We start from the raw sequence: 13,294 nt of genomic DNA, 5'->3' as shown, positions 1-13,294 counted from the left end.
CCCCCGGCGCTCACACCATGAGGGAGATGGCGTAGGCGAGGAAGAACGCCGCGACCAGCACGACGAGGACGAGGATCACCGTCAGCGGGGCCTTGCCCCAGCCCTTGGGGGGATTGTGGACCTCGCGCGGGCCGGCCTCGGGCAGGCTGCTCTCCGCGGGCGGGGTCTCCCCGGGCGGTACGCCGCCGCCCGGTTCCAGGCCGGTGGTGCGCTCGGGCTCGGGGTCGGGATTCGTATAGCTCATGCCGTCCGGGTCCCCCGATCCCGCCCGGATCATCACGGACGGGCGAGTTGTGCCGTCCGGGTGCCCGTGGGCGGCCGCCTCGGCTAGATTCGGGCAGCGCCGGACCACAGCGTCCGACGGTTTCCGTCACAGTCCGCACACATCAGGAGCAGTGCATGCGCGACTCCGCCTCCGCTCCGGAGACCGCCGGGGCGCCGGCCGGCGGTCTGGCCGACCGGCTGTTCGAGACGGCGGAGCGGACGCCGGCGCTGCCGCTGCTCGCCCGCCGCCCCGGTCCGGACGGCGCCGACTGGGAGGTACGGACGGCCGCCGAGGTCCGCGACGAGGTGCTGGGCCTGGCCAAGGGGCTGATCGCGGCGGGGATCGCGCCGGGTGAACGCGTCGCGATCATGGCCCGCACCCGCTACGAGTGGACGGTGTTCGGCTACGCGCTGTGGACGGTGGGCGCCGAGGCCGTGCCGATCCACCCGGCGTCCTCCCGGGACCAGGTCGCGTGGATGCTGCGGGACGCGCACTGCGCGGCGGTGCTGGTCGAGGACGAGCGGTGCGTGATGACCGTGGGGCCGGTGTGCGCGTCGCTGCCCGCGCTGCGGCACGTGTGGCAGCTGGACGCGGGGGCGTGCGCGGAGCTGACCGCCCTGGGCGCGGACGTGGCGGCGGCCACGGTGGACTCGATGCGCCGGATCGTGCTGCCGGAGGCCACCGCGGTCGTCGCCTACACCTCCGGCACCACCGGCCGCCCCCTGGGCTGCGCGTTGAGCCACGGCGCGCTCGCCGCAGCCTGCGACGTCCTGCTCGACGGCTGGGGCGGGACCGCCGCGCCGCCGGGGGAACAGGGCGCGGTCCTCGCGTTCCTGCCCTTCTCGCACGTGTACGGCCTGATGGTCCAGGGGCTGTGCGTGCGCGGCGGCCTGCTGATGGCCCACGAGCCGGAGCTGACCGAGGCGGCGCTGGCCTCGGCGCTGCGGACCTTCCGGCCCACCTGCTTCTACGCCGTGCCCTCGGTGCTGGAGAGGATCTACAAGAACTCCCTGCGCTCGGCCGAGCGGGCCGGCCGGGGCGCGCTGTTCGAGCGTGCCGCCGCCACCGCCCGGGACTTCGCCGAGGCCCAGGAGCGCCGGCGGCTGGGCACCGGCCCGGGTCCCGGCCTGGACCTGCGGATGCGGCACGCGCGCTACGAGCGGTCGGTGTACCGGCGGCTGCGCGCAGCGCTGGGCGGCCGGGTGCGCCGGGCCGCCAGCGGCGGATCGCCGCTCAGCCGCGAGCTGTCCCTGTTCTTCGAGGGCATCGGCATCCACGTGCACGACGGCTACGGCCTGACCGAGACGGCCGGCGGGGTGACGATGCAGCCGCTGGGCCGGGAGAAGTCCGGCACCGTCGGCAAGGCGCTGCCCGGCACGGAGATCCGGGTGGCCGGCGACGGCGAGATCCTGGTCCGCGGCCCGTCCCTCTTCCAGGGGTACGTCGGTGCCGCGGACGCCACCCGGGCGGTGCTGCGCGACGGGTGGCTGGCCACCGGCGACCTGGGCCGGCTGGACGACGAGGGCTATGTGACGGTCACCGGCCGCAAGAAGGACGTCATCGTCACCAGCGGCGGCACGAGCGTGGCCCCGGCCGCCCTGGAGCAGCGGCTGCGCACGCACCCGCTGGTCCACCAGGCGGTGGTCGTGGGCGACGGCCGTCCCTGTGCCGGCGCCCTCATCACTCTGGACCCGGAGTTCGTGACGCACTGGCGGGCGGGCCTGGCGCCGCCGGACGGCGACGCCGGCGCGCGCGAGGCACACGAGGAGAACGCCCTGCGTGAGGAGATCGCGCGCGCCGTGGCCGCCGCCAACCGTGCCGTGTCCCGGGCCGAGTCGATCCGGGTCTTCAGCATCCTGCCCGAGCCCTTCGACGTGGCCCGGGGACTGCTGACCCCGTCGCTGGATCCGCGCCGCGCGGAGATCGCGCGGGTCTGCGCCCCGGAGATAGACGCCATGTACGCGGCGCGCTCCCCGCGGCCGGGGCGGGACCGGCCGGCCGGGCCGACGGCCGGCGAGGACTGGGAGGAGTCCGACAACGTCTTCGTCAGCCGCCGACGTACCAGGTGAAACCGCCGTTGGCGGCGGTCACCGCGAGCAGCACACCGAAGATGACGAGGTCGATGACGCCGAGCACCACACCGGCCTTGGCCATGCCGCCGCCGCCCTTGACCGCCGCCTGCCGCATGCCCACGGCGCCCAGCACGATCGCGACCGGCCCGAGGATGACATTGAACAGGAACAGGCCGATGATGCCGCAGACGAGGCTCGCGACGGCCAGGCCGTTGGTGCGGGACCGCGAGGAGGCGGCGGAGGAACTGCCGTAACTGGTCATCAGAATCTCCTGATGTAGGGGGATTCGGTCGGCGGAGCACTCCCTGGTGTGTCATGCTCCGGTCTGTTCCGCCCTCCGGGTGCCCGCCCAATCCCCCGTGTATTCCGTGGAATTGACACGGCACGGTCCGGCGCGGTACGGAATTTCGCATTCCGCGTCGGCCGGATTCCTTTCCCGCGATGGAGGGCCGGGAATTCCGGGCCGCCCGCGCGAGCGGGCACCCCGGGTCGCCGGTCCGTCACCGGGGGTGATCTCGCGGTGTCCTGGCAGACGGGCGCGTAGGCTCCGCCGGCACGGGAACTACAGACGGAGGGGGCGCACGGGAAAGGACGAGACAAGCCGGGCAGACGCCGGGCCGGGAAGGCGAAATGGCAGCCGAGTCGCGTTGGGACAGGACACTGGCTTCCGAGGAGATCACGAACCGCACCGCCAGCTTCAGCGGGGAGCTGCACAATGTGACGGGTGCGCGCCTGGTCGCGGAGGAATTCCTCTACGACCTCTCGCGGGTGGTCTCCCCGGGTGCCCCGGAGCACTGGGACGACATCCTCCTCGTCGTCACCGAGCTGGCCGCGAACGCCGTGCAGTACGCCCCGGGGCCCTTCCGGCTGGAGCTGCGGCGCACCTTCGACGGGGTGCACGTGGTGATGCACGACACCAATCCGACCCCGCCCGCGCCCCGGCCCTTCCACCCGAGCAACGGGGGCGGCGGCATCGGCTGGCACCTGATCCACACCCTGTGCGACCAGGTCAGCGTGGTGAGCGACGAGCGGGGCAAGGACGTCCACGTCTTCCTGCCCTGGTGAGACCCGCGGGCGGGCCCGCGCGGCCCCGGTGTCCGGCGGGGGCCGCGCCCCCGCCGGACACCCGCGTCACGGCGTGACGGCCTCGGGCGGCAGCCGGTGGTAGTAGTCGCCGACCGCCACGAGGTACTCCCGGTCCATCGTCTCGCTGTCGGTCTCGAACCGGGGCGCCGCCTTCACCTCCGCCCGTGAGCACGACAGCGTGACCTTGCGGGCCTCGGTGTCGATGCCCGCGACCACCCCGACGGGCACGAGGACACTGCGGCCGAAGACCCAGACCCCGGTGTCGACCACCAGGTGCCGCATCCCGTAGTGGTCCGCCTGGCGGTCCACGTGACCGATGGTGCCGTCGCGCCCTACGACGGTGCAGCCCGACAGGTCCTCTCCCTCGACGTGACCGCTCTCCGGCGCGTACGACCAGATTCGTTCCATCGGCACGCTGCTCCTTCCTCCCGCGTCCTGACCGGTTCCCGGTCCGGGGCGGGCGCTTCCCGCCCGCCCCGGTTCCACAGCAGCAACTACCCTCGCCCGGCACCGGCATTCGGTGGCCTCCGGCCCCGTCGGCCGGGCCGGTCGGAAACGGGACGTACCCGGCGGGTGCCCCTGGGGTCAAACAGACCCGGGTACCCAGGTTCTCCCGAAGCATGCCCCTCTTTCCCGGGAGGCAGGGGGCACCTCGCGGACCGGACCCGCTTTTCGCCGCCCGCCCGGCGAGCACCTCCGGCTCTGGCGTATTTTTCTCCCGGAGCATCTCCGCTGAACTGCGGAAACGCGACACACAGTCCGGGCCGCGGATCGGCCCGGGCGGGGGTTCCGAGTCCTCGGCCGTGAGGACTCCTGGGGAGCGGAACGAGGGTGCGCATGACCAGCGACAGCACCGGGGTCGTCGACGCGGCCTGGGGCGATCAGGAGCTGCGACGGCTCCTGGCCGGCCTCACGGCCGTACGGGACGGCGATTTCGGCACGCGTCTGCCGGACGACGCCGAGGGCCTGATGGGCGACATCGCCAAGGTCTTCAACGGCATGGTGGATCAGTTGTCCGTGTTCACGTCCGAGGTCACCCGGGTGGCCCGCGAGGTGGGCACCGAGGGCCGGCTGGGGGGTCAGGCGAAGGTGCCGGGGGTCTCGGGCACCTGGTCCGACCTGACCGACTCGGTGAACGCCATGGCCGGCAACCTGACCACGCAGGTCCGTGACATCGCCCAGGTGGCGACCGCGGTGGCCCGGGGCGACCTGTCGCAGAAGATCGACGTGGACGCCCGCGGCGAGATCCTGGAGCTGAAGAACACCATCAACACGATGGTCGACCAGCTCTCCGCCTTCGCCGACGAGGTCACCCGCGTCGCCCGCGAGGTCGGCACCGAGGGCCGCCTGGGGGGTCAGGCGGACGTGCAGGGCGTGCGGGGCACCTGGCGGGACCTCACCGACTCGGTGAACTTCATGGCGGGCAACCTGACCAACCAGGTCCGCAATGTGGCGCAGGTCGCCACCGCCGTCGCCAAGGGCGACCTCTCGCAGAAGATCACCGTGGACGCCCGCGGCGAGATCCTTGAGCTGAAGAACACCATCAACACGATGGTCGACCAGCTCTCCGCCTTCGCCGACGAGGTGACGAGGGTCGCCCGCGAGGTCGGCACGGCCGGCAACCTCGGCGGGCAGGCGCAGGTGCGGGGGGTCTCCGGCACCTGGAAGGACCTCACCGACAACGTCAACGTGATGGCGTCCAACCTGACCAACCAGGTCCGCTCCATCGCCCAGGTCGCCACCGCCGTCGCCAAGGGCGACCTCTCGCAGCGGATCACGGTCGAGGCCAAGGGCGAGGTCGCGGCGCTGGCCCAGGGCATCAACACCATGGTCGACACGCTGTCGGCCTTCGCCGACGAGGTGACCCGCGTGGCGCGCGAGGTCGGCACCGAGGGCCGGCTCGGCGGCCAGGCGCACGTGCCGAACGTGGCCGGCACCTGGAAGGACCTCACCGACAACGTCAACTCCATGGCCAACAACCTCACCGGCCAGGTGCGCAACATCGCGCTGGTGACGACGGCCGTGGCCCGCGGCGACCTGTCGAAGAAGATCGACGTCGACGCCCGCGGCGAGATCCTCGAACTGAAGACGACCATCAACACGATGGTCGACCAGCTCTCCGCCTTCGCCGACGAGGTCACCCGCGTCGCCCGCGAGGTCGGCACCGAGGGCCGGCTCGGCGGCCAGGCCGAGGTGGAGGGCGTCTCCGGCACCTGGAAGCGGCTCACGGAGAACGTCAACGAGCTGGCCGGGAACCTGACCCGGCAGGTCCGGGCCATCGCCGGGGTCACCAGCGCGGTCGCCGAGGGCGACCTGACCCGCACGGTCAACGTGGAGGCGTCCGGCGAGGTCGCCGAGCTGAAGGACAACATCAACGCGATGGTGGAGTCCCTGCGCGAGACCACCCGGGCCAACCAGGAGCAGGACTGGCTCAAGACCAACCTCGCCCGGATCTCCTCCCTGATGCAGGGCCACCGGGACCTGCCCGTGGTGGCCGAGCTGATCATGGACGAGCTGGTGCCGCTGGTCTCCGCCCAGTACGGCGCCTTCTACCTCGCCGAGGACGGCGTGAGCGGCCCCGAGCTGCGGCTCGTCGGCTCCTACGGCTACCCGGACGACGACGGCCGGCCCACCCGCATCCCGTTCGGCCGGACCCTGGTCGGGCAGGCCGCGCGCAGCCGCCGCACCATCACCGTGGACGAGCTGCCGCCGGACTACGTGACCATCTCCTCCGGGCTCGGCCAGGTGGTGCCGACCGCGCTGGTGCTGCTGCCCATCGTCTTCGAGGGCCAGGTCCTCGGTGTGATCGAGCTGGCGTCGGTCTCCGCGTTCACCCAGATCCACCACGACTTCCTGGCCCAGCTGATGGAGACCATCGGCGTCAACGTCAACACCATCGTGGCCAACGCCCGCACCGACGAGCTGCTCGCCGAGTCGCAGCGGCTGACGGCCGAGCTGCAGGCCCGGTCCACCGAACTCCAGGTGCAGCAGGACGAGTTGCAGCGCTCCAACGCCGAGCTGGAGGAGAAGGCGTCGCTGCTCGCCACGCAGAACCGGGACATCGAGGCGAAGAACCTCCAGATCGAGCAGGCCCGGCAGGAGCTGGAGGCCCGCGCACAGCAGCTCTCGCTGGCCTCGAAGTACAAGTCGGAGTTCCTGGCCAACATGAGCCACGAGCTGCGCACGCCGCTCAACAGCCTGCTGATCCTCGCCCAGCTGCTCGCGCAGAACCCCTCGCGCAACCTCACCCCCAAGCAGGTGGAGTACGCGGGCATCATCCACTCGGCGGGCTCGGACCTGCTCCAGCTGATCAACGACATCCTCGACCTGTCCAAGGTGGAGGCCGGGAAGATGGACGTGGCCCCGGAGCGGGTCACGCTGCGCCAGCTCATCGAGTACGTCGAGGCCACCTTCCGGCCGATGACCACGCAGAAGAGCCTGGAGTTCACGATCACGACCGCGCCCGGCGCGCCGGCCGACCTGCTCACCGACGACTCCCGGCTGCGACAGGTGCTGCGCAACCTGCTCTCCAACGCGGTGAAGTTCACCGAGCGGGGCAGCGTGGAGCTGCGGATCGAGCCGGCGGCCGACGAGGAGGTCCCCCGGGGCGTGCTGCGGGGCGGCGCGGTGGTGGCGTTCCGGGTCCGGGACACCGGCATCGGCATCCCCGAGCAGCACCTGGAGACGATCTTCGGCGCCTTCCAGCAGGCGGACGGCACCACCAGCCGCAAGTACGGCGGCACCGGCCTCGGGCTGTCCATCACCCGGGAGATCGCGCAACTGCTGGGCGGCGCGGTGACCGTGGACAGCACACCCGGGCAGGGCAGCACGTTCACGCTGTTCCTGCCGGTGGCGCGGCCCGACTTCGAGGAGCTGCTGGCGCACGGCCGGCCCGCGGACCGCGCGGCGGCCGACCCGTCCGCCGGCGAGCTGACCCGCCCGGCACCCGCGCCCGAGCTGACCTCCGGGCAGCGTCCGCGGCGGCTGCTGGTGGTGGAGGAGCGGCCCCGGGGGCTGCTGACCCTGGTCGCGGAGAGCGTGGTCGCCGACCTCGCGCACGGCCGGGACGACACCGGCGGCCGGCCGCCGCTGGACGTGATCACCGCCGTCGGCGCCCAGGAGGCGGCGGGCGCGCTGGCCGCCGACCCCTGCCACTGCGTGGTCCTGGAGCTGGGCATGCCGGACGGTGAGGCGTCCCGCTTCCTGACCGCGCTGCGCGGCGACTCGGCGCTGGCGAGCGTGCCGGTCCTGGTGCACAGCGGGCACCGCGCGGACGCCGCGCTGGAGGAGTCGCTGCGGGCCGGGGCCGAGGGCGGGGCGGCGCTGGAGTTCCTCTCCAGCCTGGACGAGCTGCGCGAGCGCATCGCCCTGCACCTGTCCGCCGAGGAGCCCGGTGACGTGCTCTCCCTGGTCCGCGCCGAGGAGCCGCTGCGGACGGTGCCGGCCCCGGCGGGCGGCGCACCGGACGGCCGTACCGTCCTCGTGGTCGACGACGACGCCCGCAACCTGTTCGCGCTGAGCGGCATCCTGGAACTGCACGGCTTCCGGGTGCTGCACGCCGAGAACGGCCGCAAGGGCATCGACACCCTGGTGGACAACCCGGAGATCGCCCTGGTGCTGATGGACGTGATGATGCCGGAGATGGACGGTTACACGGCAACCGCCGAGATCCGTTCCATCCCCCGGTACGCGGAGCTGCCGATCATCGCCGTCACCGCGAAGGCGATGCCCGGCGACCGGGAGAAGTCGCTCGCCTCGGGCGCCAGCGACTACGTCACCAAGCCGGTCGACACGGAGGACCTCATGGCCTGCGTGCGGCGGTGGCTGCCCGTATGAGCCGACCGGCCGCCGTCCCGTACCCCGGCGGACCGCCGGCCGCGCGCCGCACCGTGGCGCGTGACCGGACGCCCGCCAGCCGAGGAGCAGTGACACCGTGAGCATCTCCGAACACACGCACGACGGCGATCCCTCCACCGAGATCGCGAACGTCCCCCGGGAATCGCCCGTGGGACGGCTGGCGGCCACGGTGGAGCGGCTCAGCCGCGAGGTGAGCCGGGCCCAGGCGGAGGCCGAGGGGCGGGCCCTGATCGAGCTGGCCAAGGGCATCCTGGTGGAGCGGCTCGGCTGCGGTCCGGCGCAGGCCGCCCGGCAGCTCACCGAGCTGGCCGAGCAGTCCCAGGTGACTCCGCTGGAGTTCGCGGTCGACGTGATCAACCAGGCCGCCCGGGACCGGATGTCGGAGGTGGCCGAAGCGTTCCTCGCGGCGACCGCCGCCGCGGCGGACGAGCAGGCGGCGGAGTCGGCGGCGGTGCGGCTGCGGGCCGCCGAGAGCGGCGCGCTGGCCGCCGACGACACCCAGGCCGTCGCCGACGCCCTGCTCCAGCAGGCGCTGCTGCCGCTCGGCGCGGTGGCCGTGGCGATCTGGGCGGCGGGCTCCGACGGCTCGCTGACCCTGGCCGGCAGCGCGGGCTTCTCCCCCGCCGAGGCGGCCCGCTGGCGCTATGTGCCGCCGGACGTGGCGACGGTCGCCCGCAGCGGGCTGACCGGGCCGGAGGGGCAGTGGTTCATGTCACTGGCGGACACCGGGCTGCCCAGCGTCGGCCGGCACCAGTACCCGCACGGCGGCCGGGTTGCGGTGCCCGCGGGGACCGGGGGGCGGGTGCACGGCGTCCTGGAGATCGCCTGGCCGGTGCCGCTGGCCCCGCAGCCGCCGCAGGTCGTCCGGCAGGTGGAGGCGCTGGCCGAGCTGTGCGCGCACACGCTGGAGACCCGGATGCCTGCGCCGGGCGCCGGGCTGGAGCCACGGGTGCTGCCGGACGCGGCGGAGCTGATGGACCTCGCCGACGGGCTGCACGACCCGGCCCTGGTCCTGGTGCCGCACCTGGACGACTCCGGGAACCTGGCCGACTTCCTCATCCAGCACGTCAACGACCGCTTCCTGGACCCGGCGGGCCGGCCCCGCGCCGTGGTCAACGGCACGCTGCTGCTCCAGGCGTACCCGATGGCCGCCGGGGAGAGCGAGCTGTTCCAGCGGGTGGAGCGGGTCTACGCGACCGGGGAGCCGTTCCGGGCGCGGCGGATGAACCTGACCGCGCTCGTGGACCAGGTGCCGCTGTCGGCGGTGGCGGACATCAGCATCAGCCGGCACGGCAACGCGGTGCTGCTGATCTGGCGCATCGAGGACGAGACGGCGCGGCTGGCCAGCCTGCTCCAGCACGCCCAGCGCCTCGGCCGGATCGGCGGGTTCGAGGAGAACCTGCTGACCGGGGAGATCACCTGGAACGGGCAGCTGTTCGACCTGTACGGGCGTCCGGAGACCAGCACACCGGTGCCGCTGGAGCAGTTGCCGGCCCACGCCCACCCCGACGACGCGGTCACCATCGGCCGGTTCCTGCGGACCGTGATGCACCACCGGCGGCCCGCCTCGGCGGCGTTCCGGCTGGCCCGGCCGGACGGCGTGACCCGGCACATCCGGGTGGTCGCCGAGCCGGTGCTGGACACCGACGACCGGCTGCTGATGGTGCGCGGCGCCTGTCAGGACATCTCGGCGCAGCACTGGACGGAGGTGGCGCTGGCCGCCACGCGGGACCAGCTCGCCCACACCGAGCAGCAGGCCAGCGAACGCGACCGCCTCACCCTCCAGCTCCAGCACGCGATCATGCCGCCCGCGCAGGCACCGCTGAAGATGGACGGCCTCCAGGTCGCCGTCCGCTACCGCCCCGCGGAGACCGAGCAGTTGGTCGGCGGCGACTGGTACGACGCGGTGGTGCTGCCGAACCGGCTGGTGCTGCTGTGCGTGGGCGACGTGGCCGGGCACGGCATAGAGGCCGCGACGACCATGGTGGTGCTGCGCAACGCGCTGCGCGGTCTGGCGGTGACCGGGGCGGGACCGGGCCAGCTGCTGTCCTGGCTGAACATCGTGGCGCACCATCTGACCGGCGGGGTCACCGCGACCGCGGTGTGCGGGCTGTACGACCCGTCCCGGCGCACCCTGCGCTGGGCGCGGGCCGGCCATCTGCCGCCGGTGCTGGTCCGTGACGGGTCGGCCGCGCCGCTGCCGCTGGTGAAGGGCATACTGCTGGGCGCCGTACCGGAGGCCCGGTACGAGGAGGCGGAGACGCAGCTGGCCGCCGAGGACACGCTGCTGATGTACACCGACGGTCTGGTCGAGCGGCGTGACCGGTCCGTGGAGGAGTCGCTGACCCAGCTCCTGACCACGGTGCGTACCGCGCCGACCACGCTGGACCAGCAGCTGGACCGGCTGCTCACCTACAGCCGGTCGGACACGGACGACGACACCTGCCTGGTCGGGGTGCGGCTCGGGTGAACCGGCACCCCGGCAGGCATGGCCGGCGGATCTGTGGGTAAGCGCGCGGCGCGGGGGCCGTTCGGGGAACGAGGGGGACCGACAGCGATGAGAGGTTGATCACCCGCGCGCCCCGGAAGGCGCCGACGCCCGGGAAGAGGGCGCGCAATCGAAGTGACGTACGGGGGTGGCCAGCCCTGGCCACCCACATCTGTTGGAGGTACACGTGCCCATTGCCCAGAATCCGCTGTCCGTCGAGGTGACCCTGCCCCGGCAGGATGTGGCGCTGCTCACGGTCGAGGGTTACCTGGACGTCGACACCGCGACGGAGTTCCAGCATCACCTGGCCAACCAGCTGCACCACGGGCGGCGGCACTTCCTGCTGGACCTGTCGGCCGTGCCGTTCATGGACTCCTCCGGCATGAACATCATCCTGCGGGTCTACCAGGAGGCCCGGGAGCTGCCGGGCAGCGTGCACATCATCAAGCCCACCCCCGCGGTGCGGCGAATACTCGACCTCACCGGCGTCAGCATCACGGTCCCGGTCTCGGAGAGCGTCGAGGACGCCCTCGCCCTCGTCGACGGCCAGGGCGGTGCGGCCGGCGACCCGGTGGAACGGCAGGACGGCTGACCGGCACGGGCGTTCCTCCTCGGGCGCGGGTCACGCCGGTCGTCGGACGAGGTTTTCGTGCGTGGTGTCGTACGAGGTCGGCGGGTGATTACAGTGGTCGCCCGGCAGAGTCACGTCGCCGGTCCGTTGCCGCAACGGTTCGCGCGACGCAGTTGCGGATGAGGAGTGGAACAGGTGCCGGAGCACGTAGGCGACACAACGCCCGGAACGCCGACCGGTCAGGTCAGGGACTTCCTGCGCGGCCGTCGTGAGCAGATCGCGCAGCGCTGGGCGGACGAGCCGCTGTTCCGTGCCGTGTTCACCGTCTCGCGGGACGAGGCGGTGGAGGCGGGCAAGGCCGTCGTGGACGCCCTCGCCGAGGTGGCGGACGTGGGGCGGGTCGAGGACCCCGACGCCCCCGGATTCGCGCCGGTGCGGGACCAGTTGGGGCGGATGGCCGCGGCCCGCTCCCGGGGCGGGCTGAGCACGGGGCAGGTCTCCGGTGAACTGGCCGGGCTGCGCCCGCCGGTGGAGAACATGCTCCTGGAGGAGCTGCGGGACGCCCCGGCCGAGCACGTGCGGGCCTGCGCGACCACGCTGACCGTGCTCATGGGCACGCTGCGGGTCCTGGTGATGCAGACCGCGCTGAGCGAGGGGCAGGCCCTCATCGACCGGCAGCGGCTCCAGCTGATGGAGGTCGCCACCCCCGTGATCAAGCTGTGGGACGGCATCGTGGCGGTCCCGCTGATCGGGACGCTGGACAGCGCGCGGAGCCAGGTGGTGATGGAGACGCTGCTGGAGGCCGTCGTCGAGCAGCGGGCCCGGTACGCGATCCTCGACATCACCGGCGTGCCGACGGTCGACTCGCTGGTCGCCCAGCACCTGATGAAGACGGTGCAGGCGGCCCGGCTGATGGGCGCGGAGTGCATCGTCTCCGGCATCCGTCCGGCGATCGCGCAGACCATCGTCCATCTGGGTCTGGACCTGGGCGGGGTGATCACCCGCGCGGGCCTGGCCGACGCGCTGGGCTACGCGCTGCACCAGCTCGGCGCCGGCATCTTCAACACCACGTCGAACGGTACGGATCAGCGGTGAACGAAGGCTTTGCCGGCCACCCCTCCGCCGGACGTGTGCCGGTCCTCCGACTGGGCCGGGTGCTCCTGGTCACCATCCAGGGGGACCTGCACGACAGCACGGCCCAGCAGCTCCAGGAGGACCTCTCCCAGAGCGTGGTGGACAGCGGCGCCACCGGCGTGGTCATCGACATCTCCGGTGTGGAGATCGTCGACTCCTTCCTCGGCAGGGTGCTGGCCGAGATCGCCGCCCAGTCGAGTCTGCTGGCCGCCCGGACCGTGGTCGTCGGCATGCGGCCCGCGGTCGCGATCACCCTGGTCGAGCTGGGCCTGACGCTGCCCGGACTGGACACCGCGCTGAGCACCGAGGCGGCCCTGGAGCTGCTGGACGCCCCGGTGCCGTCCGCCCGGCCCGGCGCCCCGCGCCAGGAGCGTCCGTGATGGGCACGGCAGCGGGCGTCGAGGCCCGCCTGCCGATCGGCTCGGACCTGGACCTGATGTGGGTGCGCCAGCACGTGCGGCAGGCCGCGGCGACGCTCGGTTTCGGCCTGGTGGACCAGACCAAGCTGGTGACCGCCGCCAGTGAGCTGGCCCGCAACACCCTGGTGTACGGCGGGGGCGGCACGATGGAGTCGGAGCACCTGGTCGACGGCTCCTCGCACGGGCTGCGGCTGACCTTCAGCGACGAGGGACCGGGCATCGCGGACATCGAGCAGGCGCTCAGCGACGGCTTCACCTCCGGCGAGGGCCTCGGCATGGGGCTGGGCGGGGCACGGCGTCTGGTGCACGAGTTCGCGATCGAGAGCGCGCCGGGCGCCGGTACGACGGTCCGGGTGACGTCGTGGACGGGACGGCCGCCGAAACCGCGTGAGGAGTTCTGAC

11 protein-coding genes are annotated in these 13,294 nt (G+C 72.9%); 8 read left to right on the top strand and 3 right to left on the bottom strand.

Features of this window, described 5'->3' with window-relative positions; genetic code table 11:
* Nucleotides 1–10: 10 nt before the first annotated feature.
* Nucleotides 11–244 carry a DUF6480 family protein gene (locus Sdagh_RS06460; RefSeq protein ID WP_189420445.1) on the bottom strand — a complete coding sequence of 78 codons (234 nt, stop codon included), beginning with the start codon at nucleotides 242–244 and terminating at the stop codon, nucleotides 11–13.
* A 155-nt stretch (nucleotides 245–399) separates the two neighbouring features.
* On the opposite strand from Sdagh_RS06460, the gene Sdagh_RS06455 reads away from it, so the two are divergent.
* Nucleotides 400–2,334, top strand: coding sequence for an AMP-dependent synthetase/ligase (locus Sdagh_RS06455; protein ID WP_190078103.1), 1,935 nt, complete (start codon nucleotides 400–402; stop codon nucleotides 2,332–2,334).
* On the opposite strand, the gene Sdagh_RS06450 is transcribed toward Sdagh_RS06455, so the two are convergent.
* A complete protein-coding gene (locus tag Sdagh_RS06450; protein ID WP_189420450.1) occupies nucleotides 2,312–2,599 on the bottom strand; it encodes a DUF4190 domain-containing protein in 288 nt (95 codons plus the stop codon). The two genes, Sdagh_RS06455 and Sdagh_RS06450, sit on opposite strands and share 23 nt — an antisense overlap.
* Nucleotides 2,600–2,967: 368 nt before the next feature.
* On the opposite strand from Sdagh_RS06450, the gene Sdagh_RS06445 reads away from it, so the two are divergent.
* Nucleotides 2,968–3,402 carry an ATP-binding protein gene (locus Sdagh_RS06445; protein WP_189420452.1) on the top strand — a complete coding sequence of 145 codons (435 nt, stop codon included), beginning with the start codon at nucleotides 2,968–2,970 and terminating at the stop codon, nucleotides 3,400–3,402.
* A gap of 66 nt (nucleotides 3,403–3,468) precedes the next feature.
* Here the strand turns inward: Sdagh_RS06445 and Sdagh_RS06440 are convergent, their stop codons facing one another.
* Nucleotides 3,469–3,837 (bottom strand): PRC-barrel domain-containing protein, encoded by a 369-nt coding sequence (locus Sdagh_RS06440; protein ID WP_189420454.1) that lies wholly within the window; start codon nucleotides 3,835–3,837, stop codon nucleotides 3,469–3,471.
* 423 nt (nucleotides 3,838–4,260) lie between these two features.
* Here Sdagh_RS06440 and Sdagh_RS06435 point away from each other — a divergent pair, with 423 nt between their 5' ends.
* The 6 genes from Sdagh_RS06435 to Sdagh_RS06410 all read left to right on the top strand — a co-directional run bounded on the left by Sdagh_RS06435 (nucleotide 4,261) and on the right by Sdagh_RS06410 (nucleotide 13,293).
* Complete coding sequence (locus Sdagh_RS06435) at nucleotides 4,261–8,259, top strand: HAMP domain-containing protein (protein ID WP_190010946.1); 3,999 nt, start codon at nucleotides 4,261–4,263, stop codon at nucleotides 8,257–8,259.
* A gap of 103 nt (nucleotides 8,260–8,362) precedes the next feature.
* On the top strand, nucleotides 8,363–10,750 hold the full coding sequence (locus Sdagh_RS06430) for a SpoIIE family protein phosphatase (RefSeq protein ID WP_226534730.1): 2,388 nt from the start codon (nucleotides 8,363–8,365) through the stop codon (nucleotides 10,748–10,750).
* Nucleotides 10,751–10,955: 205 nt separating this feature from the next.
* Nucleotides 10,956–11,360: an STAS domain-containing protein gene (locus tag Sdagh_RS06425; protein ID WP_189420459.1), complete on the top strand. Its 405-nt coding sequence runs from the start codon at nucleotides 10,956–10,958 to the stop codon at nucleotides 11,358–11,360.
* A gap of 174 nt (nucleotides 11,361–11,534) precedes the next feature.
* Nucleotides 11,535–12,434: an STAS domain-containing protein gene (locus Sdagh_RS06420; RefSeq protein WP_189420461.1), complete on the top strand. Its 900-nt coding sequence runs from the start codon at nucleotides 11,535–11,537 to the stop codon at nucleotides 12,432–12,434.
* Entirely contained in the window at nucleotides 12,431–12,853 is a 423-nt protein-coding gene (locus Sdagh_RS06415; protein WP_189420463.1) for an STAS domain-containing protein, read from the top strand. The genes Sdagh_RS06420 and Sdagh_RS06415 overlap by 4 nt, the downstream gene beginning before the upstream one ends.
* Nucleotides 12,853–13,293 carry an anti-sigma regulatory factor gene (locus tag Sdagh_RS06410; RefSeq protein WP_189420465.1) on the top strand — a complete coding sequence of 147 codons (441 nt, stop codon included), beginning with the start codon at nucleotides 12,853–12,855 and terminating at the stop codon, nucleotides 13,291–13,293. The genes Sdagh_RS06415 and Sdagh_RS06410 overlap by 1 nt, the downstream gene beginning before the upstream one ends.
* Nucleotide 13,294: the final 1 nt, after the last annotated feature.

It is taken from the genome of Streptomyces daghestanicus, assembly GCF_020521275.1.
In the GTDB taxonomy this organism is placed as follows: Bacteria; Actinomycetota; Actinomycetes; order Streptomycetales; family Streptomycetaceae; genus Streptomyces; species Streptomyces griseoviridis.
Note: the sequence above shows the minus strand (reverse complement) of the source record. Positions and strands in the feature narration are given on the sequence as shown.

Coding starts and splice junctions, on each gene's coding strand:
- Sdagh_RS06455 (WP_190078103.1), top strand. CDS start 400: ATGCGCGACTCCGCCTCCGCTCCGGAGACCGCCGGGGCGCCGGCCGGC.
- Sdagh_RS06450 (WP_189420450.1), bottom strand. CDS start 2,599: ATGACCAGTTACGGCAGTTCCTCCGCCGCCTCCTCGCGGTCCCGCACC.
- Sdagh_RS06435 (WP_190010946.1), top strand. CDS start 4,261: ATGACCAGCGACAGCACCGGGGTCGTCGACGCGGCCTGGGGCGATCAG.
- Sdagh_RS06460 (WP_189420445.1), bottom strand. CDS start 244: ATGAGCTATACGAATCCCGACCCCGAGCCCGAGCGCACCACCGGCCTG.
- Sdagh_RS06445 (WP_189420452.1), top strand. CDS start 2,968: ATGGCAGCCGAGTCGCGTTGGGACAGGACACTGGCTTCCGAGGAGATC.
- Sdagh_RS06410 (WP_189420465.1), top strand. CDS start 12,853: ATGGGCACGGCAGCGGGCGTCGAGGCCCGCCTGCCGATCGGCTCGGAC.